The sequence below is a fragment of the Oceanicoccus sp. KOV_DT_Chl genome (assembly GCF_900120175.1).
GTDB lineage: Bacteria > Pseudomonadota > Gammaproteobacteria > Pseudomonadales > Dasaniaceae > Oceanicoccus.
The window spans coordinates 258,067-280,639 of record NZ_FQLF01000005.1 but is presented as its reverse complement, the minus strand read 5'-3'; the positions used below and the strand labels follow the sequence as shown (position 1 = coordinate 280,639).

Genomic DNA, 22,573 nt, shown 5'->3' with positions numbered 1-22,573 from the left:
GTTTTTAAGTGTATGTTTTTAATGACTTTTTATCAGATTGGAAGGGATGTGGGCGGCTTGGTTTGTAAGGAGTTTCGACAGATATTAATGAATATAGCTAAACTGGAAGCGGTCAGTATCAGGGGGCTTTAGCGGTCAATACTGCGCGTTTCGGTGCCGGATAACCTTCAATGGTTTTGCAGTGATCTTGCGGATCCAGAAATTGTTCCAGGGAGTGGAACGTCATCCATTCGGTACTGCGCTGCTCTTCGATCGAGGTGGTGTTCACATCAACAATTTTGATGTCCTTGAAGCCCACTTTTTGCAGCCAGCCCTGTAAAGTGGCGCAGCTGGGTAAAAACCAGACATTGCCCATGCGGGCATAGCGGTCACTAGGCACTAATACTTCGCCAGCGCCGCCATCAATAATCAATGTTTCTAATACCAGTTCGCCGCCTGAAATCAAGGCGTCGCGTAATTCAATCAAGTGATCAAAGGGGGAGCGGCGATGGTAGAGCACACCCATGGAAAAAACCGTATCGAAGTAGCGCATTTTTTCCGGCAAGTGTTCTATGCCCATGGGCAGCACGGTTACAGCAGGGTCCTGAATATATTTTTGCAGGCTAAAGAATTGCACCACAAATAAGGGGGTTGGATCGATGCCAATAACCAGTTCAGCCCCTGCTCCGCGCATGCGCCAGCAGTGGTAGCCGCTACCACAGCCGATATCCAACACCTTGCGCCCTGACAACGGGGCAATGTGATCTTTAACCCGATCCCACTTCCAATCTGAGTGCCATTCGGTATTGATGTGGACACCAAAAAAATTAAAGGGGCCTTTGCGCCATGGGTGTAGGCCCTGAAGCTGTTGTTTAAGTTGGCTTAATTGTTCATCGTTTAATTCAGTGGCTACTTTCAGCGTGATGGCTGCTTGATCCAGTTGATAAGCCTGTGGCTGCCAATCGGGTAGGCCCTCCAACGCTGCTTGCCAACGGGGTAAGTCGCCATAACGTTTTTGATCCAGTCCGCGTTCTATCTGAGCCGGTAATTGTGGCAGCCACTGTTGAATAGCTTTGTTGTCCAGATCCAGCGCTAGATATTGTAGAAAGGGTTGGTAATCAATCATGGCAACTCTATTTGATGGCAACGAGGGAGGCAAAATTAAAACACTGGAACCAGACATCGTTACTGCTAAACCCGACGTCTTTTAACCGTTGTTGATGGGTGTTGATAGTTTCCGGCAATAATACTTTTTCCAGTGCGGTGCGTTTCTGACTGATTTCCATATCACTGTAGCCATTGGCTCGTTTGAAGCTATGGTGCAGGTCGGTATTTAATTGTTGTAAGTGTGGATCATCAAAACAGAACTTTTCTGACAGGATTAATATGCCGCCGCTTCGCATACCGTTAAATATTTTTTGTAACAACGCTTCACGTGCAGCAATGTTGATAAATTGCAAAGTGAAATTGAGCACAACCACTGAGGCATTCTCAATGACAACATCCTGAATATTATTTTCCACCAGTTCCACATCAGTACTTGATGTGTCCTGAGCAATAATTTGCTGGCAGCGTTGTTGCATTGCAGCGGAATTATCAACGGCAATAATTTTTGCGGGTTTTTGTTCAGCGTGTTCGAGTTGTTGACGCAATGACAAGGTGGAAGCACCTAATGAGCTGCCCAAGTCATAACAAAAACTACCCGCCTGTGCGTAGCGTGCCGCCATCACCCCGGTCATAGCAATGATAGTGCTGTAGCCTGGCACTGAGCGTTGAATCATATCCGGAAATACCTGCACGACTTTATCGTCGAAACTGAAATCGGCGATGGCTTCCAACGGCTTGGAGTAGATGGCGTCTTTATTGCTCATAGAATAAAAATCGGGTGGCGGTATTTAAGTGCTGCAATAGCTATCGCAGTCGGCGCTTTTGGTATTGGCGCGAGATTTTAGCATAACTTAATCCTTCAGGTGGCTCGATATTATTGCCGAGCTAATCTGCTAATGGGCCCTTTAGTCGAACTAAAAATAGTTGATGCTGTGGCGTTTTGGGCTGTGGTGATGGCGGTATAGTGAGTAGACTTTTTTGTATCCCATGTCGCATGACTGGTTGTTTTTTGAGCGACGGTGCTGTAACTGCTTACCGCTATTAGCAGCAAAAAACCAGTCTTGTATCTTGTTATAAATTGTCCATAATGAGCCGCAAAAATAGCTCGGCTAAAGACTGGCTTGGTGATTCAGGCAAGGACTTTAAAGACTGGGCATAAGTGGTTATTCGGCTCTACTGCCATTCCAACTTTCTTAACAAATTCAATGACTTGTATGCGGCGCTTTGGTTGTCGTAGGGGAATATGACGAAAGCACCAGCACCTGTGGCCCTCAATGATTCACGACTCGTTCGGTTCCTGACCGGGCTAATGGCGGTGGATGTGGATTTATCGCATCAGGATTTTAGCCAAAAGTTGGGTCAGCTGTTGAATTTTTCGGATTCCATCACTTTATCGGGCATGTATGAAAAGCTGGAAAAGCTGGAGTTTCAGCCCGAGCAACAATTGCAGCAGGCGGCCCGGCAGGAATTTCTGCGCGTGCGTCAGTTGTTGCTGGAATTTATTTTGAAAAGTTTTGCGCCAGAGGAAAGTCTGGTACGGGTTAAGTACCCTGCGCCGCCGGCCGCGACTGTGGGCGGTTTGGATATTAGCGAAAAAGATAAACTGGCGCTGTACGAATCCTATCGTGTTTTTTATGTTTCTCAGCAGCGGGAAATGGACCTCAAAATACAATATTTAACCGCAGCCATTCGCAAGATGATGAATGGTTGGTCGATTGAATTGGCCAAATTGTCATTGCTGGATAAAACCATGAGTGAAATGCTGGCGCCACATAAGCGAAAGTTCTTTGCAGTGGTGCCGAATTTAATGGGTAAGCGCTTTGAGCATTTGTTTTTAGAAGATCAGCAATTACAACTGGCGATTAAAAATGATTTAGCCGCTGATGCAGAGACTGTAAACCAAGGGCCTCCGGGTTGGTATCCAAAACTGCGTAGTGAAATACAGCAATTATTATTGGCGGAACTGGACGTACGCTTACAACCCGCGCTGGGTTTAGTGGAAGCGATTGATGCCGATAGCACAATTCTTAATAACATTGAAAATGAATCAGCAAGCGAGCTGGTTAATAATTCCTTGAATAATAGTCCCGATGATATTGCATCGGACATTGTTGAACCTGAACTAGAAAAAGTCTGATTATGAATAAATCTCTATTTACCACCGCATTTGTTTTAGGCGCTGCCGCTGTGATCTGGATGGCGTCAGTTTTTGTTGGTTCGGATGCACTGGCGTTAACTATTACGGTTGTTATTGGCGTAGCGTATACCTTGGGGTTTATCGAGTTACTGCAATATCGTCAGGCCACTAACACCTTAACCAAGGCGTTGAATGAAACGCCCGAGCAGCTGGATGTGTTGGAGCAATGGATAAATAAATTACATCCCACGTTGCAAAACCCGGTGCGCCAGCGGGTTGAGGGTGAACGAGTGGCCCTGCCGACCCCGGTATTAACTCCCTACTTGGTAGGTCTGTTAGTGATGCTGGGTTTGCTAGGTACCTTTGTCGGCATGGTAGATACATTGAAAGGGGCGGTTATTGCCTTGGAGGGAAGCACCGAACTACAGGCTATACGTGAAGGTTTAGCTGCGCCGATCAATGGTTTGGGTTTGGCGTTTGGTACTTCGGTAGCGGGTGTGGCGGCATCGGCCATGCTGGGTTTGATGTCTACGCTCAGTCGCAGTGAACGCATGATACAAACCCGTCGTTTGGATAATAATATTAATACGGTTTTTCGCCCTTTCTCGCTTTACCATAACCGCCAATTGACCTATCAGGCGATGCAAAGTCAGGCCAAGGCATTACCTGAAGTAGCCAATACCTTGCAGGAGATGGCACTTAAGTTGGAGCAAATGGGCGAGCGCTTAAGTGATAGCCTAACCAGTAATCAGCAAGCGTTTCACCAATCGGTGCAAACTGTCTATAGCGATCTGGCGAGTTCCGTTGAGCAAACGCTGCGGACTACATTAGCTGACAGCGGGCGCTTGGCAGGTGAAAGTATCAAACCGGTATTGGCCTCGGCGATGACTGAAATTACTACACAAGTGACTGATGCAGTCGCCAGTTCGCATCAGCAATTGACCGCCACTGCGCAGCAGCAATTGGCTGCGGTCGGTGAGCAGTTCAGTGACATGGCTTCTGGCTTGCAACAATCATTGGCGAGCAGCTCAGTGAATTTACTGGAGCAACAACAGCAAAGTGATAGCCAGCGCTTGCAGATATGGTCTGACACCTTCAGCGAGGCACAGCAGCGCGCTGCGGAAGAGTGGTCGAGTACCAGTAAGCAACTTGGCGAGCAGTTAGCCCAGCTGTCTACAAATCAGCAGCAAGCGTTTACTTCCAGCACTGATAATTTGGAAAAACTGGCATCGAGTTTGTCGGCGCAGTTGCAACAATCCACCGAACAATCCCTGCTTAACCAGCAGCAATTAGTGGCTAATTTGCAGCAAGCGGCTGATGGCATTGCCGCAGCTGGCCAACAAAATGCGACTGAGATGGTGGCAAAAATTGGTGAGCTGATTCAGGGTTCTGAAAGTTTGGTTCAGGCCAGGATGGCAACGGAACAGCAATGGCTTGATGCCCATGGTGAACGTATGCAACAGCTGAGTGCGGTGATCCAAACTGAACTCAGTGGCCTTACTGCAGAGGAGCAGCGCCGTGGCGATGCAGCTATTGAACGTTTGGCAGGTTTGGAACAGACCGTAAGCGAGCATCTTGCCAGCTTAGGTAAAGAGTTAGAAGAGCCGATGGTGCGATTGATAGCAACTGCATCGGAAACGCCCAAGGCTGCGGCCGAAGTCATTAGCCAATTGCGCAACGAAATTTCCAATAATATTGAACGTGATAATCAGCTCCTGGTGGAGCGCGAACAAATAATGCAGCAGCTCTCCGCGTTATCAAGCTCACTGGAGCAGTCTTCTGCCGGTCAGCGTGAAGCGATGGAAGGTTTGGTGAATAGCTCTGCCGCCATGTTGCAACAAGTCGGTGGGCAGTTTACCGAGCACGTTAATACTGAGGCGACGAAATTGGCTGAAACCGCCGCGCTATTTGCCAGCGGCACCACTGAAATATCCAGCTTGGGTGAGTCCTTTACGTTGGCTGTGCAATTATTTAATGAATCCAACCAACATTTAATGGAAAACCTCAACCGTATCGAAGCGTCGCTGACGCAATCGAGCACCCGTAGCAATGAGCAGCTGGGTTATTACGTTGCCCAGGCCCGGGAAATTATTGATCACAGTATTTTGTCGCAAAAACAAATGATTGAAGAGCTGCGTCAATTGGGTAAACAGGAAGAACTATTTGCCGAAACTGAAATGGCAGTGAATTAAGACAATGGAAGAACTAGAGTCAGAATCACCACCAGTATGGGCTATTTTCGGCGACTTGATGTCAGGATTGGTTGGCGTCTTTGTTTTATTGCTAGTGTGGGCATTAGGGTTTCAATTGGAACTTGCACAATCCCTGGAGCAGGAAGTTGAAAAACGGCAATTGGAAGAGCAGCGCCGCATGGCGCTGGAGCACGCCTTGGCTGATCCGTTAGCCACTGGTCGAGTTACTTTGCGTGATGGTCGCATCGGTATTAGCGGTAGCGTGTTATTTGCCCTCAATTCTGATGAATTACAGCCTGAAGGTCAGGAGTTGCTGCGTTCCTTAGTGCTGCCGTTAAAAGTGTATTTGAATGATCGCGATCAATTATTGATGGTGAGTGGCTTTACCGATGACCTGCCTATTCAAAAAGGCAATAACCGCTTTGCTGATAATTGGGCCCTTTCCGCTGAGCGCGCTTTGACGGTAACCCGGGTGTTGATAGAAGAAGGTATGCCGGCAGATATGGTCTTTGCCGCCGCCTTTGGCGCGCAACAACCGGTTGCCTCGAATGATGATAATGATGGTCGCTCGCAAAATCGTCGGGTAGAAATGGCGCCGGTGCCGAAAGTGTCGACTTCAACAGTGCCGGCTAAATCCTGATGAGTGTGATAACTCAATGAATACTTTAGCGCAGCTTATTGATGAAGTAGAGGCGAATGATGGGCAGCATTATGACCCCGTACGTTTTCGTTTTATTGAGGCGATGGCCAGAAAAGCAGCTCGGCAACCGGACGCTGTTGCCAAGCTGATAGTGGATAAAACGATGCCTGCCTTGCAACAGTATCAACAGGATTTTACCCAAGCGGCGGCAACCGCAGCGAAGAGTGTAAGTTTGATAGCTGAACAGTTTCCTGCAGCCAGTGATCAGGCTCAGCAACTGTTAGCGCAGCAGAATTTTAAAGCAGTCGCTCAGTTAATAGCGCAGTTGCAATTATCCCCGGCAGCGAGTATTGAGCAGCAATCACTGAGTTTATCGGCATTAACGCAGCAACTTTTACAAGGAGTGGATACGTCTGCAGAAGTACCTGATTCAGTCTCATTGGATGATTATTTGCGGCAGCAGGAGGGCGATTTATTGCAATCCTGGACAGCGAGCGACAGTGGCGAAACCGGTGTTGTTCGGGCTACACCAGCAATGCAGTCGTTTGGTGAGTTGAAATCGATCAGGCTGTTTCGTGAGTCCTGGTCGAAAATTCATTCCGAGCAGCGGGTGATGCATTCAATTAATGACGGGCCGGAAGCCCCGGGTCCGTTAAATGAGCAGAAGTTGATGATTCGTTCATTGGAAACTATGCGCGAATTATCGCCACAGTATTTATCGCGTTTTGTTGCCTATATCGATACGCTATTGTGGTTGGAGCAAACCGGGAAGAAAGTAGCAGCGGCGAAGCCAAAGGCTAAAAAGAAGCCGCGCGCGAAAAAAACTGTATAAATAATGCTGCTGGCAATGAGTTTCCTGCCATAGACAATACTTGCAGGATATTTTATTCTGTTAACAGTTTGTGGTTCAGCAAGTGACAATGGGGTAGATCGTATATTATCCGATTGGTAATGTCGGGCAGGCAATATCAGGCTTGGCGTTAGGTTATAAGTATCAGGAATCTTTATTTTATGGATTTAAAAAGTTCTAACGGAGTTGCTCCCGTTTATCCTCTGGATACGACAAGTCCTACCCCCTTATATTTTCAGGTTTACACGTCGCTGCAGGAGCGCATTGCTAATACTGAATTCAAGGTGGGTGAATTACTCCCTTCAGAACAAAAAATGGCGCATTACTATGGTGTGTCTTATGCAACGATAAAAAAAGCTGTAAAAATTTTAAAAGAGCAGGGCGTTGTGGAGCATCAAGCGGGAAGAGGGACTTTCGTCAGTGAGCCTGTGCTGCATTTGGACCCGACTTCCCGCTCCCATGTCACCGAAGCCGTCCGCAGTTCTGGCGGTGACCCGAGCTGGAAAATTCTATCAAGGCAATGGCTAATGAATCCTGATGCCGCTGCTGATGGTTTGGCGATACCGCGCAAAAAACGATTATTCCATGTTGAAATACTGCTGTGTGCAGATGCTATTCCGATTGGCTATCACTTGGTCTATCTCCCTGCTAAGACGGCAAAGAAATATCAGTTAGATAATTTGAATGATGCCCAGTTGCTGGATTATTTACGAGATGCACCCACTAAAGAAAATTGCTCAGTGACACGTTGTTTGGTTGCTCAGCTTGCAGATGCTAAAATCGCTGGGTTATTACGTGTTGAGTTAGCGACTGCGGTAATGAATATTGATGTGCGGCATACGACGATGGATGGTGAGTTTTTTCAAGTACAGCGGTCTTTCTATCGCGGTGATAGATTTAGTTATACTTTTTAAAGTTATATGGATGTTAATGCTATGTGTTTAAATATCCTCACCAAAAATAATAAGTGATGATTGCATGAGTTCTGTTTTGCCAGCATCACAAGGCCAAAACTTATTGGTCATCCCCATTCTTAATATTCTGCAAAATTCTTCCGAGCCAATTAGCGAACACCAATTAATAACCGAACTTAAGCAGCAATTTGATCAACTTCCGGTGCAAACCAGTACGGGTTCTTTCGCGTTGTTTCAAACCCATTTTCTGGTGATGAACGCCCTGTATCAATTGCAGGATTCGGTTTTGAAGGAAGGCTTTTATTTATTCATATCGCCACTAGAAATTCAGCTATTACCAAGCACCGAGGCAGCGTCAACAGAGATTGTTGAATCTAAAGTATCGCAGTCCCTAAGTGAATATTATTTAGATTGGGCAAATTTGGAAAACACCGATGCGGCCGATGTCGATCAGTTGCTGGCGGGCTTTTGGCAGTATTATGTGGCTGATGATCAGCAATTGCAGGCTTATCAGTTGCTGGGGCTGGCACCAGATGTCGAATGGTCAGAAATACAGGGCGCCTATCGCCGCTTGGCTGCCGAGCAACACCCGGACCGCGGTGGTGATGCGGTCCAATTTATGGCGATCCGGGAAGCTTACGAAGTGTTGCGACGCTTGAGAACTTAGTCTTTTTTACGCTTTTTAACTTTGGTTTTACCTGAGTCTTTTTTGCTGGAGGCTTTTCCGGGCTTAGGCTTGGCTGCATTGGATTTTTTTGCTGCTGTTTTTTTAATGCCTGGTCTCGTGCTTTTCGGCTTGCGGCGACTGTCTCCGGAATCAGCACTGCCGGTATCACGTTTGATTAACAGCGGTTTATTACAGACGCGGACTTTTTGTAGGTGCCGAATTATATCGTCAGGCATGCCATCGGGTAAATCAACGGTGCTGAAATCATCATGTAATTTGATATGCCCAATCAAACTGCCTTCAATTCCGGCTTCACTACTGATAGCACCAACAATGTTGCCAGGTTTTACGTCGTCATTTCGGCCTACTTCTATTCGATAGCGGGTCATATTTTCGTCATTAGACTGTTGACGTGGTGCTCTGGGTTTGGAGTCACGGTCCTGAAGTTGTTCTTTAGCGCGTTGACGCTGGGCTTTTTGTTTCGGACTGTCTTCTACCTTCAGTGGCTTCTCTTTTTGTAATAGATAGGCCAAGGCGCAAGCTATATCTTCGGCGGAGTAATCCTGCTCGGCGCTAAACTCGGAAAGTACTTCGTAGAAAAAATCCAGTTTTTGAGTTTCCAGTGTTTCAGTTAACAACGCTTTAAAGTTTTGGATACGCTTGTTGGAAACTTCGCTGCCGCTAGGTAGCTCCATCGGTAAGATCGGCTGACGGGTCGCTTTTTCAATCGCGTTCAGTAAGCGGCGCTCCCGTGGTGCCACAAATAAGATGGCTTTACCAGCGCGTCCTGCACGGCCAGTGCGACCAATGCGGTGGACGTAAGCTTCGCTATCGTAAGGAATATCAAAGTTTAAAACATGGCTTACACGCTCGACGTCAATACCGCGTGCGGCAACGTCAGTAGCCACTAAAATATCTAACTGTTTGTTTTTGAGGCGATTGATGGTGCGCTCGCGAGTGGCCTGATTCATATCACCATTTATTGGCGAGGCCGAATACCCACGCGCCTCTAATTTTTCGGCTAATTCTGCGGTGGCGGTTTTAGTGCGAACGAAGATGATCATCGCTTCAAAGTTATCTGACTCTAATATCCGCGTGACGGCATCGAGTTTGGCTTCAAAACCGTTAACGATGAGTACCCGTTGTTCGATATTGGCCGAGGTGGTGGTATCGCTGGCAATACGAACTTCTTTGGGGTTCTTAAGATAGTTGTCGGCCACTTTGCGGATGGGCTTGGGCATAGTGGCGGAGAATAAAGCCACTTGCCGTTCTTTAGGTGTGTGCTCCAGAATCCATTCTACGTCATCGATAAATCCCATCCGTAACATTTCATCGGCTTCGTCTAATACCAGGCTTTTTAGCGCACTAAGATCCAGGCTTTTACGACGCAGATGATCCATCACGCGACCGGGGGTACCGACTACCACATGCACGCCACGTTTTAATTTCTGTAACTGGCCACTCATATCCTGACCGCCGTAGATGGGCAATACATGGAAGCCCTTCATATGACTGGCGTAAGTTTTAAAGGCTTCAGCGACCTGAATGGCTAATTCGCGAGTGGGTGCTAGCACTAATATTTGCGGTGAGCTTTGTTTGAGGTCAATTTTGCTGAGTAGCGGTAAAGCAAAGGCGGCGGTTTTACCGGTACCCGTTTGCGCCACACCCAATAAATCATCACCGTTTAGCAGGTGGGGGATACTGGCAGCCTGGATAGGCGAGGGTTGTTCGTAACCTACGCTTTCAATGGCTTTTTGCACGGGTGCGGATAACGCCAGTTCGGTAAATCTGGTGATTTCAGGGGATGACATGGGTTGTTCTCAGTTGGGGTGGGTATAGGCAAGGACAGGCTGCGTGAACCACACCGGAAGTGTAGAGGCGGCGCATTATACGGGTTTTAAGCGAAATCGGAAAGGGGAGGGGGTGTTAGCTGCAATTATGCCAGTATCGGCTGTCAGGCCTAGCCAAAGGGAATCGTGATATTTACCTTGCCACCAGTGATACTTTCGCCTTTCTCGGCATCAAATACCAGTTCAGCGTTATAGCTGATACTAGGCTTTTCTTCCTTTTTGAACAGGTCTAAAACGCTATTTTTACTGTCTACGTATTGAGTCTTAAGGTTGGCAAAAGTCGGAAGTCTTAGGTTGAGAGGGCTTTTCTTGTCGGCGATAACCTGCACTGGCTCATGTTTTACAGCAACTTTGGGGGCCGTACGAATGATTTTGCTGTGAGCAGCTATTGGCTGAGGCGCTGGCTTATCCATCATTTCAAGATAGAGCACGAGTGCGATAAAAGCAGCGGTTAATGTCAGTAGTGAGCGCATGGTATCCCGGAGCAACAAAGAAGTTATCAATGTGAGGTGGAGTTTAGGTTTAACAGCCGGGTTTATACACGTAACTAGTTGGCAAAAAGCCGCGCGTGGAGGGCTAAATCGTCAGCATGATTCAAAAATGCCAACTTGATCACGGTGTTAGAGTGGTGCTCTAAGCCGATTTGTCGCTGCAGCATTTTTTGAATTTCTTACCGCTGCCGCAAAAACAGGGGTCATTACGGCCAGGTTTGAACTGGTGATTGCTCTCGAGGATATCGCCATCCAGGTAAAACCATTGATTATCTTCTTGTACAAATCGGGAGTTTTCGTGCAGCGTTGCCAGTTTGCCCTGCTGGGTGTAAGTAGCGATGAACTCCACTTCACCATGACTATCCGTAACGGCACCTTGATTACAGCGCACAATTTTTAATTGCAGCCATTCGCACAGGGCGATAGTGTTAGCCAATTCTTGCTGGTCATTAGCGTGTCGTTTTGAAGGATGGTGACTGGCAATTAGGTAGTCAATGTTGCCCGTACAAAAGGCGCTGAAGCGTGAGCGCATTAATTGTTCGGCGGTGGTGGCGGTGTGCAGGCCCTTAATGATGGGTTCGCAACATTGCTCAAAGGGTTGAGGTAGGTCGCAGTGGCAACAATTATTAAAAGTAGGCATAAATGTTAATCAATTTAATCAGAGGCATATACGATGCTAGCATGATTCTCATTTAGTTATCTTTAAAAGTATGTGGCCTTAAATAATTACAATTGATTTTTTCTAAGGAGTATTAATCCCAATGCCGCAGCCATCCGTCAGTTATAAAATAAACTCCAATGTGGCTAGCTTAAAGCCTTCAGTCACGTTGGCAATGAATCAGCAATGTCAGCGCATGGCTGATAATGGCGAACAGGTATTTCGTCTCGGCTTTGGTCAATCACCTTTTCCTGTGCCGGCATTGCTGGTGCAATCGCTGCGCGAATATGCTGCAGAGAAGTCCTATTTACCCGTACTGGGGCTGCCGGCTCTAAGAGAAAGTATTTGTGGTTATATAGTCAGAACTGAAGGCCTTCATTATTCAGCAGAGCATGTGTTGGTGGGGCCAGGCACAAAAGAGCTTATGTTTTTGTTGCAGTCAGTTATTGAGGCAGAATTATTATTGCCTTCGCCGAGTTGGGTTTCTTATGCGCCGCAGGCGCATGTGTTAGGGAGAGACGTCGTTTGGTTGCAGGGAAATTTGGCCGATAATCTTGATGGTATTCCTGCTGCGATAGAAAATCACTGTCGTAATAATCCAAATAAAAATCGATTGTTAATTTTAAATTATCCTATTAATCCCACGGGTGCAGCGTTTAGTGAATCACAATTACAATCGATAGCAGCGGTCGCACGTAAATATAAAATCCTTATTCTCTCCGATGAAATTTATAGTGGCTTACATTTTTCTGGTGAGCACATTTCTATCGCACGTTTTTATTCAGAAGGGGTAATTATTAGTAATGGTTTAAGTAAATGGTGTGGTGCTGGTGGGTGGCGTTTGGGTGCATTTGTTTTTCCTGTTGAGCTTGAGCCGCTAGTGAAGGCGATGTCAGTGTTGGCAACTGAAACCTATAGCGCAGTGGCTAGCCCTATTCAGTATGCTGCAGTAACAGCATTCAATCAAAGTGAAGAAATAATCATTTATCTTGCTGATGCGCGAAAGATTTTGAAAGCACTAATGAATTATGCTTATCTGCGATTTATTCAAGCTGGAATGAGAGTTTGCCCGCCGCAAGGAGGTTTTTATTTATTTCCAATATTGGAATCAGACGTTGTCAGATTAGTTGTTGATGATAGCGTAGCCTTGTGTGAAAAAATCTTAGCTGAAACAGGTGTTGCGGTTTTGCCAGGGGTGGCTTTTGGTCGGCCAAAAGAGGAGTTCTCAATGCGCGTGGCTTGTGTGGATTTTGATGGGGGGCGGGCGCTAGCAGCGGTGCAAGGTGTTGATGAAGTTAATGAGGATTTTCTTCGTATCTATTGCGATAGAACTTTGCTGGGTATTGATTGTTTGTGTGAGTGGTATGAAGCTTTATGTTAAAAACGCTGCTTACAATTTTTCTGCATAGGCGTATTCCTGTAAGTGCTAATAATGGCTTGCTTAATAACTCTAGCTGGTTTAACTTTCCTTTGGGGGCCTGTCTATAGCAACTATTACAATAACGTAGGCAATAAATCTCCACTCTCAACTTGATTTCCTGATTATGTCGTACAGGTAGCTGGAAGCTGGATGCTTAGCTCCTTCTTAATAAGTGGAATATTCGATCATAAGATGATGAGGGGAGAGATCATGAAACAATTTTCTAAATTGATGCTGGTGCTGTCGGGTACCGTTATCGCATCAAGTCCAACAATTACTACTGCGCAGGAAACGGCAAATAACGATGTCATCGAGGAAGTGATGATACTGGGGTCTCGATCCGCTGAGCGTAGCGCTTCAGATTTGCCCGTACCCGTTGATGTCTTTAGTGCCGAAGAGTTCAGTTCTGTCGGTGGTGGCGCGGATATCACTGACAACTTGAATGCATTGGTGCCTTCATATTTAGCAGCACCTGCTACTGGTGATGGCAGCTCCTTTGTTCGACCTACCTCTTTACGCGGTATGGCCTCAGACCAGACCCTGGTATTGGTAAACGGCAAGCGTCGTCATCGTTCAGCGCTGGTGCAATTATTTGCGCCTGCAGCGAATAATGGTTCTCACGGACCCGATGTAGGGATGATCCCGAGTATCGCATTGGATAAAGTTGAAGTGTTACGAGATGGTGCTTCTTCCCAGTATGGTTCTGATGCTATTGCCGGGGTAATTAATTTCGGTTTAAAGAATGCCGATGAAGGTGGCTCGGTTCAGTTGCGTTACGGTGAGCATTTTGAGGGCGAGTCAAGCTGGCGGTTTGGTGCTAACGGTGGTTTCAGTTTAGGCGGTAAAGGTTTTGCTAACCTGTCATTTGAAACCAACGATAACGAAGCGTTGTCTCGTGGTAATCAACGCCCCGATGGTCAGGCTTTGATTGATGCGGGTGTTCCGGGTGTTGGTGCTGATGCGCAGTACGGCGAAGAGCCTTTGATTCAAACCTGGGGTCGTCCTGAAACGAGTGGCACACGGTTTGTATTGAATACTGGCTACGATATCAATGATACGATGACAGCTTATTTGTTTGGTAATTACGCTAAAACTGATGGCAGTACACGTTTCTTTTATCGTGGCCCAGAAATAGATGCTTCAGATCAAAACTTACAAGATGCTTTGACTGCAGGTGCAACAAATTTGGGCCGCGAAGAACTGGCCGGTTATACACCTTACTTTGAAGGTGAGCAGACCGACTTTAGTATTGTTGTGGGACTGAAGGGCGACTTTGGCCAGGATTCTAACTACGACGTTAGTGTCAGCAATGGGTCTAACGAGCTGGATTACACACTGAGAAACAGCTTGAATGGCGATGCCCCACTGATTGGAACCAATGCGCAAAGAGATTTTGATCCGGGTGCCTATGAGCAAGAAGAGTTCAATGTCACTGTGGATTTGTATACCAAACTCAATGAATCTTTGGGTATTGCCTATGGTGCTGAATACCGTGAAGAGGAGTTTACGCAAATTGTTGGTGAAGAGGCTTCTTATATTGGTGGCGGCTCTAGTGGCTTTGGCGGACTTACTCCAGAAAATGCAGGCTCGTCGAAGCGTGATAACTACGCTGTGTATGTGGATATTGAGCAAGAATTCAGCGACGCCTTTATGTTGCAGTATGCACTACGTTATGAAGACTTTTCTGATTTCGGTGACACTATCAACGGTAAGTTAGCGGGTCGTTATACCTTGACGGATCGGGTTACCTTGCGAGCAGCGGTTTCTACTGGTTTCCATGCGCCAACACCAGGGCAGGCAAATTTGAGAAGCAGTACCACTACTTTCGATAATATGAATAATCTTATTATTGTTGGTTTGTTGCCCGCTGATGACCCTGAAGTTATTGCTAGGGGGGGCGCGCCATTAAAAGAAGAGGAGGCGGTTAACTTGAGTATGGGTATAACCGGTCAGTTGGGAGAGGCTACATCGATTACATTGGATGCTTATCAGGTCGAAGTTGATGATCGGATTTATCGTAATGAGGTTGCAGTTGACGGCATTTCTTTTTATACCAATGCATTGGATGTGAAGCATTCGGGGATAGATTTGGTGCTGACGTCTGCTCATGACTGGAGTGGTGATGTTAATACTGACTTTATCTTAGCCTATGGCTACGGCAAAGTTGAAGTCACAGGAAATAAACGTATTAATGGTGTTCCTGTGGTTAGCGACGACACAGTTGAAGACATCGAAAATAATTACCCCCAGCATAAATGGACTGCTACAGCGAACACATCGTTTAGCCCAGTGTTAAATCTATTGCTGAGAGCCCGTTATATTGGTGAGCATTATGATGAGCGCGGTAATATTTCAGGTACTTCTTCTGCTGGTGCATCAAAAGAAATTGACGGTATTGTCTACGTTGATCTCGAATTGAGCTATGACGTTACTGATGAGCTCAGACTGGCCGTTGGTGGATCAAACATTTTTGATGAGTACCCCACTGAGATTAAAAGTGAGCCTGGTCAGGCCAACCGTAACAGTGTTGGTTTGCAGTACCCTCGTCGCAGTGTTCAAAACTACGAAGGTGGTTCTTGGTACTTGCAGGGAACTTATACTTTCTAACAGATTTACCATGAAATAAAAAAGGGCAGATTTTATCTGCCCTTTTTTTGTCTTTGAAAAACTAGCAATTACTCATATGTACAAAGATAAGCCGTCTCAACCGCCACTTTCAATTGAAACTTTTCATTCGCTTCAACAATAAAGCTCTCGCCACCACTAAATGTTGTCCACGCTTCGCTTCCTGGTAATTTAACCGTAAGTGCACCACTGATAACCGTCATAGTTTCTTTTTGGCTGGTACCAAATTCATAATCACCTGCAGCCATTACACCCACAGTGGCAGGTAAGGTTTCAGTTTGGAAGGCGATAGAGGCTACTTGGCCATCGAAGTACTGATTGATATTAAGCATGTGTATTCCTACGATAATCGTGTTTTAAAAATTGACAGCGGCGCATTATACGTGAATTTTTATTAAAGTCTTTCCGTCAATTCGATCACTACCTGAGCTAAAGCTGGGCCCTGTTCTTCCTGCACAAAGTGGCCAGCTTGTTTGATTTCGGTATGGTAGTGATGGCGAGCGCCAGGGATGCGTTGTTGGAATACCGCTTCCCAGGCTTTGGTACTGGGGTCGCTGTCACTGAAGGCAGTAACAAAAGGTTTTTGCCATTGTTCCAGCACCTTCCATGCTGCTCGGTTTTCGGCGCAACCAGCCATTTGTTCGCGGATAGGGATTAGGCTGGGGAATTCAAGGACGGCGGCTTTATAACTGGCATCGGGAAACGGCGCATCGTATGCCGCTTTTACAGCGTCAGTGAGAGGTGTGCAGCAAACACCGTTAACAATCTCGGCGACTGGTAAGTCATCAGCTTGTTTAGTCATGGCTGCCCAGTTTTCGATGAGTTCGCCGGGCCAGTGATCAATGCCATTAGGGGTCGGCTCGCAATTGGGTAGAAGTGTGTTAGTGGCAACAACGGCGCTGAAGCGTTCAGGCATAATGCTCAGTGCGCGCAGCCCGATAGGCCCGCCCCAGTCCTGACACAGCAAGATAATATTGTTCAATTCCAATTGCTGAATAAAGTCAACCAGGTAATCGACGTACTGCTGATAACTGTAGTCGGCGCGGTTTGTTAATTTATCCGAGCGACCAAAGCCAATGTGGTCGGGGGCAATGCAGCGTAAACCAGCAGCGGCTAGTGGCGGGATAACATTGCGATAGAGATAACACCAGGTTGGTTCTCCATGTAGCATTAGCACGGTCGGCGTGTTTTTTTGGTTTGTGCCTTCATCGAGATAGTGCATTCGCAATGCGCCATATCTATCATCATTACAATCAATATAATGCGGCGCAAAATCAAAATTGGCGAGCTGATTGAAGCAGTGATCGGGTGTGCGTAGAACGTCAGTGGGATTAGTCATAGTCAGTATGAAATAAAAAGCAGGTAGTGTGTTTCTACACGCTACCTGCAACGAGGACTACTATCAACTTACAAAGGCTTAATGAATATCAATACGTCTGGCTTGCACCAGTGCTTCCTTAATTTTAGGCACTACTAGAGTTAATAATCCATCTTTAAACTCGGCGTTAATTTCAGCTTCATTGATATCCTGGCCTAAGTTAAAGCTGCGGGAAAACTTACCGCTGAAACGCTCTTTTCGAAGCAGTTTTTTTGCGGATTTTTCATCGGCCGCAGCTTCCTGATTGATGCTGTTGTCAGCCTCTATTGTTAATACCGAGTCATTGATGGTGACGCTAATATTTTCTTTGTTGACGCCTGCTAGTTCGGCAACAAGTTCATAGCTGTCTTCGTTTTCAAAAACATCAACCTTGGGTGAGAAATGTTTAGTACTGGTGTTTTGTGCCACTGACTTCCTTGGCTGGTAATAGCCATTGAAAAAGTTATCCAAATCGATAAATGGGCTGCGTTGAGTAGTGTTCATAGTGACCTCCAAAAAGTCATTGTGTTGTCGTTGACTAATAGATAGGTCTTTTTTTGATAGAAACAAGGGGCTGGAAATAAAAAAATAAATTTAATTTTAATGGCCTTGAAATTTATTATTAGGCCACCATATTGTACTTTTAAGGCGTTCTTTTTGCCTTCGCAAGCAACCGGTCCAGCGTGTTGGCAAAGGCTTGTTTGTCCTTGGCATCTAATGGCGGCGGGCCACCACTTACTTGGCCTGTGCTGCGCATTTCTTCCATAAAATTCCGCATCGTTAATGTTTGTTTGATATTTTGCTCGGTATACAACGTGCCCCTGGGGTTAATACCGTGGGCGCCGTTGGCAACAATGTCTGCGGCTAACGGGATGTCGGCGGTTACTACAATGTCGCCTTTTTGTGCTTGTTGAGCGATATAGTTGTCGGCCACATCAAAGCCCTGTGAAACCTGGATGGTATTAATAAAGGGGGAGGGGGGCGTGACTAAGTGCTGATTGGCGACCAGCGTTAAAGGTGTTTCAGTGCGATTGGCGGCACGATAAAGAATATCTTTTATCATGTTGGGACAGGCATCTGCATCAACCCAGATATGCATAGTGTATTACTCACAGAATAGTTGCCGCTATCATAGCGGCTGAAGCTGGGGCTGGCTAACGTTGCAGGGAGATAAATAACAGAAAGGAGATTGATGATTTCATGATGGCGATCACATTAACAGTAATAAATACCAAAATATTAGGTACATTTGCTAATACCGATACGCGTTTTATCTGTTGATAATGGTCCTCACTGGAACTGCAATTTGTTTCGGTCATTCGTAGTTAGGCAGTAGTCTTTAATGAATCCGATATTTCGTGATTAAAGAGGAACAGCTAATGGATATGATCAGCAATACCCCAGCGCAGTATTCATCTCCGCAATTTTCTTTTTCTGATCAAGTGGCTTTGGTGTCCGAGTGCGTATTGATGGCTGGTGCGATTAAGCGCCACTATGATGATGCATTACTTATTACTGATGCAGTTGAGAATCAGCCGCTAATCGAGGAAATGAGTCAGGTGATTGAGGCGAGTAATGAGTTATTAGTAGATCTTTCCGATAGCATACCGCTCAATAGCTTTGAAGTTGATGAGTTAAAAATGGTGTGGAATCGGTTACATTATTTGGTAGCGATTACCTATCAAGGGGCTTTTATCCCTAATGCACATTATTGCTAGGCTGCTTTAAAAAATCTCTCCACCACTCCCGCATAAACGGGAGTTCAGTCTTTAATAGCAGTACAAAAAGTGCCGATCGCTCAAATTTTTATTCGTCATTCCCGACCACGATCGGGAATCTAGTGTTACGAGGTGTTGGGTTGGGAGTTTTAAATTAACTCAGGGGATTAACTATTTCACGTCTTGCGTCTCTGGATCCCCGATCGTGGTCGGGGATGACTTCGACGTATCTATGGTGTTTCAGGTTTACTTCCGACAGTAATGCTACTGCGGGAATGGCGTCGTCAGAGATTCCTTGGCTGCTTTGTTAAAGATTGCAGCCCCTAATAGTTATTCGGGCTTGGGTGAAGTCACCCCCAAGTCTTTGAGAATGCCGTTATCAATACCATAAATCCAACCGTGCACATGCAGCTCTTGTCCTCGCGCCCAGGCAGCTTGCACAATTGAGCTGTAGCATACGTTGCGAACTTGTTCGATCACATTGAGTTCACAGAGTAAATCCTGCCGTTCTTTTTCAGTGCCAAGGGCATCAACGCGGTCGCGATGGTCACGATAAACATCTTCAATATTTTGTAGCCAGGCGTCAATCAAACCGTACTCTGTGTCATCCAGAGCGGCAGCTATACCACCACAGCCATAGTGACCGCAGACAATCACGTGTTGTACTTTCAATACATCCACTGCGTATTGTAAAACGGATAGGCAGTTGAGGTCCGAGTGGGTCACTACATTGGCAATATTGCGATGAACAAAGACTTCGCCGGGGGCAGGTCAATAATTTGGTTAGCCGGTACGCGGCTATCTGAGCAACCAATCCATAAATAATTGGGCGACTGCTGTTGTGACAGGCGTGAAAAATACTCTGGATCTACGGTGGTAACATTTTTTGCCCACGCTTGATTGTTGGAGAAGAGCTGCTCAATGGCTTTCATAGGTGTCATCGTTAGTTTTCTGTGGCTGCATGTTATAAAAATTAGGTTTTGAGCTCAATCTAATTAAAACCTTTGTTTTTATAGGGCTCTACTGGTTTGTGGGTTGTGCTAACGGGTTTCCAGTTTATCCATTAATTCGCGTAGTTGCGGATTGTTCAATAATTGTTGTAATTGTTGAGGATCAAACTGGCCATTATTGAGGTTTTTTTGAAATTCCTGCATTGCAGTTTCGCGGAATTCCGGATTGTTTAGCATTTCCTGCACTTGCGGGCTTTGTAATAACTGTTGAGTTGCTTGCGGGTTATCTTGCAGCACTTGCTCAATCACTTCTCTGGTTGTTTCAATGGATAGCGTTTTGCTTGGATTGGTGGCGCTGGTGATGGTGGCGGTGCCTTTGCTATAACTTTTGCCAGAAGTGGTTAAGGTATTATTGGGCGCGGAGACGTTTCCAGAGTTGGAGCCAGTTGAGGCGCTTTTATTTAATATCTGCGTCATCGTAGTGACAGTGTTTATATCCATGCCGCTACTGGAAAATTGTGTCATTTTTTGGATGCTCCAATCTTCAGTGTTGATCGAGCCAATTAAAGAGCTGCCTAATTGATTGGCGACATTGTGGACCAGTTCGTCGGGTGGATTAGGGCGGAATTGATCAATCCCCCATATAACCAGTAGCGAAATAAAAACCGCCACGCCGGCATTGAGAGCGGCACCGATAGTTTTACCGGTAGTAGACTGTTTATCGCTGAAGGCTTTGAGCGGCGGGATAATGTTCCCAATAATTTTAAATGTCATATTCACCGCTAGCCCAGTAAGGAATAGAGTGCCGACAAAGAGCAATAGACCACTGATTATTTTTAATACCAGGATGGGTAAATTCAAACCCAGCTGAGTGCTAATGAGGGTGGCCAGTGGCGATTGAAATTGATAGGCAACGTAATAGCCAAGGACGATACCAATAATGCGGCCAATCACCCCGCTAACGCCAAGAAAAAAGCCACGCAGTGCAAAAATCAATACGACAACGATTAAAATACTGCCTGCCATAATAGATCCTGTTGCCTTGTTGTTTAAGTGGTTTGGAAGAAGTGTTTAAGTCCGTTGTCCATAGTTGGCAAAACGGGCAATCACTTCATCCATTTGCTGTTTGGATAACAGTTTAGCATTCCCCAGTTTTAATACTTCGCAATATTGCTTCGCCAGACTTTCTATTTCAATGGCTAAATTAAATGCGCTATTAAGGTTATTGCCTAGTGCGATCATACCGTGGTGCGCTAATAGACAGGCTTGTCGCTCACTTAAAGCGTTGATCGCGTGGCGGGATAACTCCTCGGTGCCAAACAGCGCGTAAGGTGCTAGCGGAATATCGTTACCACCAGCAACAGCCACCATATAATGAAAGGCGGGAATATTTTTTTCACTACAGGCCAGTGCGGTGCAGTAAGTCGGGTGGGCGTGAACGATGGCATTGATATCTGTGCGCGCTTGATAGAGACCACAGTGGAAGTGCCATTCACTGGAAGCTTGTCGCGCCTGATCAGGTGCTGGCTCGCCGTCTGGTAGGAGTAGCACGATATCATCCGGGGTGAGTGCGCTGTAATCCATGCCGGTAGGTGTAATTAAAAAACCTTGTGCGCAGCGCACGCTAATATTGCCAGACTTCCCAACCGACAAGCCACTGCTGGCAAATTGCAATGCGTGGTCTATAACCTGTTGCCGCAGAGGCAGATCGTCGTTCATATTAGTGTTGGTCATTTATTGTGGACTGCAGTTCACTCAAGCTGTTTTTGTTGGCGGATAAATACCGTGTTCGGTAATTAATCCGCTGACCAGACGCGCCGGGGTGACATCAAAAGCATAGTTGGCGGCGGGCGAGTTGGCGACTAACTGTATTTCGGTGACAGCCCCTTGCTGATCTAGCCCCGTGATATGGGTCACTTCGCGGGTGCTGCGCTGCTCAATGGGGATGTGTTTAATGCCGTCATCAATGGTCCAGTCGATGGTGGACGTGGGTAAAGCCACATAAAAAGGAACGGCATTGTCCTGCGCCGCTAGCGCTTTAAGATAGGTACCAATCTTATTGCACACATCGCCGCTGGCGGTGGTGCGATCACTGCCGACAATGCAAAAATCCACCAGGCCGTGCTGCATTAAATGCCCGCCGGTATTATCGCTAATGACAGTATGAGCGATACCTTGTTGCTGTAATTCCCAGGCGGTGAGGCTGGCCCCCTGATTGCGGGGGCGGGTTTCATCAACCCATACATGTACCGGAATGCCGGCTTGATGGGCTTTATATATCGGCGCTAACGCCGTACCCCAGTCAACAGTTGCCAGCCAGCCAGCGTTGCAGTGCGTGAGTACATTGATTACCGCATCGACAGGTTTATTGGCGGCCACTTGGCTGAATAAACTCAAGCCATGGTTGCCGATAGCCTCGCAGGTGGCGATATCCTGAAGCCGGATAGTTTCTGCTTCCTCTAAGGCGCGAGCAGATTTTGTCGCTGTATCCACCCCCTGGATGGCGCTGCGAACGCGTTCCAGGGCCCAGCGAAGATTGACAGCGGTGGGACGCGTTGCAAGGAGTTTGTCGGCGGCCAGTTGCTCATGATCAGCGCTGCTGTCGTGGCGTAGTGCAAGCGCCAAACCAAAGGCGGCGGTGGCACCGATTAACGGCGCGCCGCGCACCTGCATGTCACTAATGGCGTGGCAAAATTCTTCCAGCGAGCGCAGGGTGATTGTTGCGAAATTAAAGGGCAGCAGGGTTTGATCGATGATCTGCACACACTGTTGGTCGGGTAGATATTCGATGGTGGTGTGGGGACTGCCGTTGACTAACATAATAAATAAATTCGTGAGGTGTTGCGGCTAATGGAGAAACGGCAGAATCATAGCATGGTGGATTACCCTTGTGCTGCTGAATCAACTTAATTTCCTAAACAGTCTTAATATTCTCTCAGTATTAAAACACCCAATTTTCGTCAAGTATTTCAGTGGCTTTGACAATAGGTCAAAACTGTCCAAATTCCATAATCAAAA

21 protein-coding genes and 1 pseudogene are annotated in these 22,573 nt (G+C 46.5%); 9 read left to right on the top strand and 13 right to left on the bottom strand.

The annotated features are described in order from the left end of the window. Positions 1–118: 118 nt before the first annotated feature. Both cmoB and cmoA read right to left on the bottom strand, forming a co-directional pair. Complete coding sequence (gene cmoB / locus UNITIG_RS18645; protein ID WP_101759861.1) at positions 119–1,105, bottom strand: tRNA 5-methoxyuridine(34)/uridine 5-oxyacetic acid(34) synthase CmoB; 987 nt, start codon at positions 1,103–1,105, stop codon at positions 119–121. Positions 1,106–1,112: 7 nt separating this feature from the next. Further along, entirely contained in the window at positions 1,113–1,850 is a 738-nt protein-coding gene (gene cmoA / locus UNITIG_RS18640; protein ID WP_101759860.1) for a carboxy-S-adenosyl-L-methionine synthase CmoA, read from the bottom strand. Positions 1,851–2,329: 479 nt separating this feature from the next. On the opposite strand from cmoA, the gene UNITIG_RS18635 reads away from it, so the two are divergent. From UNITIG_RS18635 to UNITIG_RS18610, 6 genes are all read left to right on the top strand, one after another. Continuing rightward, positions 2,330–3,223 (top strand): DUF3348 family protein, encoded by an 894-nt coding sequence (locus UNITIG_RS18635; protein ID WP_101759859.1) that lies wholly within the window; start codon positions 2,330–2,332, stop codon positions 3,221–3,223. Positions 3,224–3,225: 2 nt separating this feature from the next. After that, on the top strand, positions 3,226–5,415 hold the full coding sequence (locus UNITIG_RS18630) for a hypothetical protein (protein ID WP_101759858.1): 2,190 nt from the start codon (positions 3,226–3,228) through the stop codon (positions 5,413–5,415). 4 nt (positions 5,416–5,419) lie between these two features. Then, on the top strand, positions 5,420–6,055 hold the full coding sequence (locus UNITIG_RS18625) for an OmpA family protein (protein ID WP_101759857.1): 636 nt from the start codon (positions 5,420–5,422) through the stop codon (positions 6,053–6,055). A gap of 16 nt (positions 6,056–6,071) precedes the next feature. Continuing rightward, on the top strand, positions 6,072–6,887 hold the full coding sequence (locus UNITIG_RS18620) for a DUF2894 domain-containing protein (RefSeq protein ID WP_101759856.1): 816 nt from the start codon (positions 6,072–6,074) through the stop codon (positions 6,885–6,887). Positions 6,888–7,066: 179 nt separating this feature from the next. Next, positions 7,067–7,819, top strand: coding sequence for a GntR family transcriptional regulator (locus UNITIG_RS18615; RefSeq protein WP_101759855.1), 753 nt, complete (start codon positions 7,067–7,069; stop codon positions 7,817–7,819). A 64-nt stretch (positions 7,820–7,883) separates the two neighbouring features. Next, positions 7,884–8,486 carry a DNA-J related domain-containing protein gene (locus tag UNITIG_RS18610; protein ID WP_101759854.1) on the top strand — a complete coding sequence of 201 codons (603 nt, stop codon included), beginning with the start codon at positions 7,884–7,886 and terminating at the stop codon, positions 8,484–8,486. Here UNITIG_RS18610 and UNITIG_RS18605 read toward each other — a convergent pair. From UNITIG_RS18605 to UNITIG_RS18595, 3 genes are all read right to left on the bottom strand, one after another. Beyond that, the gene (locus tag UNITIG_RS18605) at positions 8,483–10,297 is read right to left on the bottom strand and encodes a DEAD/DEAH box helicase (protein ID WP_101759853.1); all 1,815 of its coding nucleotides are present in this window, start codon (positions 10,295–10,297) and stop codon (positions 8,483–8,485) included. The genes UNITIG_RS18610 and UNITIG_RS18605 overlap by 4 nt on opposite strands. A 149-nt stretch (positions 10,298–10,446) precedes the next feature. Further along, positions 10,447–10,809: a hypothetical protein gene (locus UNITIG_RS18600; protein WP_101759852.1), complete on the bottom strand. Its 363-nt coding sequence runs from the start codon at positions 10,807–10,809 to the stop codon at positions 10,447–10,449. A 160-nt stretch (positions 10,810–10,969) separates the two neighbouring features. Beyond that, positions 10,970–11,467, bottom strand: coding sequence for a YchJ family protein (locus UNITIG_RS18595; RefSeq protein ID WP_101759851.1), 498 nt, complete (start codon positions 11,465–11,467; stop codon positions 10,970–10,972). Positions 11,468–11,588: 121 nt separating this feature from the next. Between UNITIG_RS18595 and UNITIG_RS18590 the strand changes: the two genes are divergently transcribed. Together UNITIG_RS18590 and UNITIG_RS18585 are read left to right on the top strand one after the other, a co-directional pair. Beyond that, entirely contained in the window at positions 11,589–12,866 is a 1,278-nt protein-coding gene (locus UNITIG_RS18590; RefSeq protein ID WP_101759850.1) for a pyridoxal phosphate-dependent aminotransferase, read from the top strand. A 249-nt stretch (positions 12,867–13,115) separates the two neighbouring features. Then, on the top strand, positions 13,116–15,512 hold the full coding sequence (locus tag UNITIG_RS18585) for a TonB-dependent siderophore receptor (protein WP_159931214.1): 2,397 nt from the start codon (positions 13,116–13,118) through the stop codon (positions 15,510–15,512). A 68-nt stretch (positions 15,513–15,580) separates the two neighbouring features. Here the strand turns inward: UNITIG_RS18585 and UNITIG_RS18580 are convergent, their stop codons facing one another. The 4 genes from UNITIG_RS18580 to UNITIG_RS18565 form a co-directional block, all read right to left on the bottom strand. After that, the gene (locus tag UNITIG_RS18580) at positions 15,581–15,862 is read right to left on the bottom strand and encodes a pyrimidine/purine nucleoside phosphorylase (protein WP_101759848.1); all 282 of its coding nucleotides are present in this window, start codon (positions 15,860–15,862) and stop codon (positions 15,581–15,583) included. A 62-nt stretch (positions 15,863–15,924) separates the two neighbouring features. After that, a complete protein-coding gene (locus tag UNITIG_RS18575; protein WP_101759847.1) occupies positions 15,925–16,869 on the bottom strand; it encodes a haloalkane dehalogenase in 945 nt (314 codons plus the stop codon). 78 nt (positions 16,870–16,947) lie between these two features. Continuing rightward, a complete protein-coding gene (locus tag UNITIG_RS18570) occupies positions 16,948–17,391 on the bottom strand; it encodes an Hsp20/alpha crystallin family protein (RefSeq protein WP_101759846.1) in 444 nt (147 codons plus the stop codon). A 139-nt stretch (positions 17,392–17,530) separates the two neighbouring features. Beyond that, positions 17,531–17,986, bottom strand: coding sequence for a YaiI/YqxD family protein (locus UNITIG_RS18565; protein WP_101759845.1), 456 nt, complete (start codon positions 17,984–17,986; stop codon positions 17,531–17,533). Positions 17,987–18,266: 280 nt separating this feature from the next. Here UNITIG_RS18565 and UNITIG_RS18560 point away from each other — a divergent pair, with 280 nt between their 5' ends. Further along, positions 18,267–18,605, top strand: coding sequence for a hypothetical protein (locus UNITIG_RS18560; protein WP_101759844.1), 339 nt, complete (start codon positions 18,267–18,269; stop codon positions 18,603–18,605). A gap of 330 nt (positions 18,606–18,935) precedes the next feature. Here UNITIG_RS18560 and can read toward each other — a convergent pair. The 4 genes and pseudogenes from can to mtnA all read right to left on the bottom strand — a co-directional run bounded on the left by can (position 18,936) and on the right by mtnA (position 22,375). Beyond that, positions 18,936–19,537 (bottom strand): annotated as a pseudogene (can, locus tag UNITIG_RS18555) (carbonate dehydratase). Positions 19,538–19,645: 108 nt separating this feature from the next. Continuing rightward, on the bottom strand, positions 19,646–20,581 hold the full coding sequence (locus tag UNITIG_RS18550; protein WP_101759843.1) for a CvpA family protein: 936 nt from the start codon (positions 20,579–20,581) through the stop codon (positions 19,646–19,648). A gap of 45 nt (positions 20,582–20,626) precedes the next feature. Continuing rightward, positions 20,627–21,289 carry a class II aldolase/adducin family protein gene (locus UNITIG_RS18545; RefSeq protein ID WP_101759842.1) on the bottom strand — a complete coding sequence of 221 codons (663 nt, stop codon included), beginning with the start codon at positions 21,287–21,289 and terminating at the stop codon, positions 20,627–20,629. 21 nt (positions 21,290–21,310) lie between these two features. Then, the gene (gene mtnA, locus UNITIG_RS18540; RefSeq protein WP_101759841.1) at positions 21,311–22,375 is read right to left on the bottom strand and encodes an S-methyl-5-thioribose-1-phosphate isomerase; all 1,065 of its coding nucleotides are present in this window, start codon (positions 22,373–22,375) and stop codon (positions 21,311–21,313) included. Positions 22,376–22,573 lie beyond the last annotated feature (198 nt).

What these genes read in the sequence shown, in the direction of transcription:
- UNITIG_RS18545 (WP_101759842.1), bottom strand. Translation starts at nt 21,289, where the DNA reads ATGACCAACACTAATATGAACGACGATCTGCCTCTGCGGCAACAGGTT.
- UNITIG_RS18565 (WP_101759845.1), bottom strand. Translation starts at nt 17,986, where the DNA reads ATGCATATCTGGGTTGATGCAGATGCCTGTCCCAACATGATAAAAGAT.
- cmoA (WP_101759860.1), bottom strand. Translation starts at nt 1,850, where the DNA reads ATGAGCAATAAAGACGCCATCTACTCCAAGCCGTTGGAAGCCATCGCC.
- UNITIG_RS18570 (WP_101759846.1), bottom strand. Translation starts at nt 17,391, where the DNA reads ATGAACACTACTCAACGCAGCCCATTTATCGATTTGGATAACTTTTTC.
- UNITIG_RS18600 (WP_101759852.1), bottom strand. Translation starts at nt 10,809, where the DNA reads ATGCGCTCACTACTGACATTAACCGCTGCTTTTATCGCACTCGTGCTC.
- UNITIG_RS18610 (WP_101759854.1), top strand. Translation starts at nt 7,884, where the DNA reads ATGAGTTCTGTTTTGCCAGCATCACAAGGCCAAAACTTATTGGTCATC.
- UNITIG_RS18580 (WP_101759848.1), bottom strand. Translation starts at nt 15,862, where the DNA reads ATGCTTAATATCAATCAGTACTTCGATGGCCAAGTAGCCTCTATCGCC.
- UNITIG_RS18585 (WP_159931214.1), top strand. Translation starts at nt 13,116, where the DNA reads ATGAAACAATTTTCTAAATTGATGCTGGTGCTGTCGGGTACCGTTATC.
- UNITIG_RS18605 (WP_101759853.1), bottom strand. Translation starts at nt 10,297, where the DNA reads ATGTCATCCCCTGAAATCACCAGATTTACCGAACTGGCGTTATCCGCA.
- UNITIG_RS18615 (WP_101759855.1), top strand. Translation starts at nt 7,067, where the DNA reads ATGGATTTAAAAAGTTCTAACGGAGTTGCTCCCGTTTATCCTCTGGAT.
- UNITIG_RS18635 (WP_101759859.1), top strand. Translation starts at nt 2,330, where the DNA reads ATGACGAAAGCACCAGCACCTGTGGCCCTCAATGATTCACGACTCGTT.
- cmoB (WP_101759861.1), bottom strand. Translation starts at nt 1,105, where the DNA reads ATGATTGATTACCAACCCTTTCTACAATATCTAGCGCTGGATCTGGAC.
- UNITIG_RS18550 (WP_101759843.1), bottom strand. Translation starts at nt 20,581, where the DNA reads ATGGCAGGCAGTATTTTAATCGTTGTCGTATTGATTTTTGCACTGCGT.
- mtnA (WP_101759841.1), bottom strand. Translation starts at nt 22,375, where the DNA reads ATGTTAGTCAACGGCAGTCCCCACACCACCATCGAATATCTACCCGAC.
- UNITIG_RS18560 (WP_101759844.1), top strand. Translation starts at nt 18,267, where the DNA reads ATGGATATGATCAGCAATACCCCAGCGCAGTATTCATCTCCGCAATTT.
- UNITIG_RS18625 (WP_101759857.1), top strand. Translation starts at nt 5,420, where the DNA reads ATGGAAGAACTAGAGTCAGAATCACCACCAGTATGGGCTATTTTCGGC.
- UNITIG_RS18630 (WP_101759858.1), top strand. Translation starts at nt 3,226, where the DNA reads ATGAATAAATCTCTATTTACCACCGCATTTGTTTTAGGCGCTGCCGCT.
- UNITIG_RS18575 (WP_101759847.1), bottom strand. Translation starts at nt 16,869, where the DNA reads ATGACTAATCCCACTGACGTTCTACGCACACCCGATCACTGCTTCAAT.
- UNITIG_RS18595 (WP_101759851.1), bottom strand. Translation starts at nt 11,467, where the DNA reads ATGCCTACTTTTAATAATTGTTGCCACTGCGACCTACCTCAACCCTTT.
- UNITIG_RS18590 (WP_101759850.1), top strand. Translation starts at nt 11,589, where the DNA reads ATGCCGCAGCCATCCGTCAGTTATAAAATAAACTCCAATGTGGCTAGC.
- UNITIG_RS18620 (WP_101759856.1), top strand. Translation starts at nt 6,072, where the DNA reads ATGAATACTTTAGCGCAGCTTATTGATGAAGTAGAGGCGAATGATGGG.